This is a genomic window from Candidatus Poribacteria bacterium, assembly GCA_021295755.1.
Classification (GTDB): Bacteria; Poribacteria; WGA-4E; order WGA-4E; family PCPOR2b; genus PCPOR2b.
The window spans coordinates 1-351 of sequence record JAGWBT010000215.1 but is presented as its reverse complement, the minus strand read 5'-3'; the positions used below and the strand labels follow the sequence as shown (position 1 = coordinate 351).

The following is a 351-nucleotide window of genomic DNA, read 5'->3' as shown; positions in this document are numbered from 1 at the left end:
CGTTCGGGTCTATAAAACAACTGAAACCGTGTCCTTGAAAGACGAAGTTACCCCTACCGTCCTGCCCCACGTTCAGCCGTTTCCACTGGATGCCATCTTTGGATTCGGCATATCCGATGTCGTAGTTGGGTCTGTTTGTCGCCAGATACCACATCTTGAATTTGCCGTCGTCTCGCAGAACGGTTGAATAGACGCCAAAGTAGAGAGGATATTCCCGCCCATTGGGCACCATGAGCGGTTGGGCTTCCTTCGCAACTGTTCCCAGCCGACGAGCGACGTTTGATGTCTCGGCAACGATATAATCATCTACGAAAAGCTGTTTCCGCTTACCTATTTTCAGAGGTTCTTCGA

At 50.4% G+C, this 351-nt stretch carries 1 protein-coding gene; it reads right to left on the bottom strand.

The window, feature by feature from the left end:
• A partial coding sequence (locus J4G02_22035; GenBank protein MCE2397194.1) for a hypothetical protein occupies positions 1-351 on the bottom strand: 351 nt, incomplete at both ends.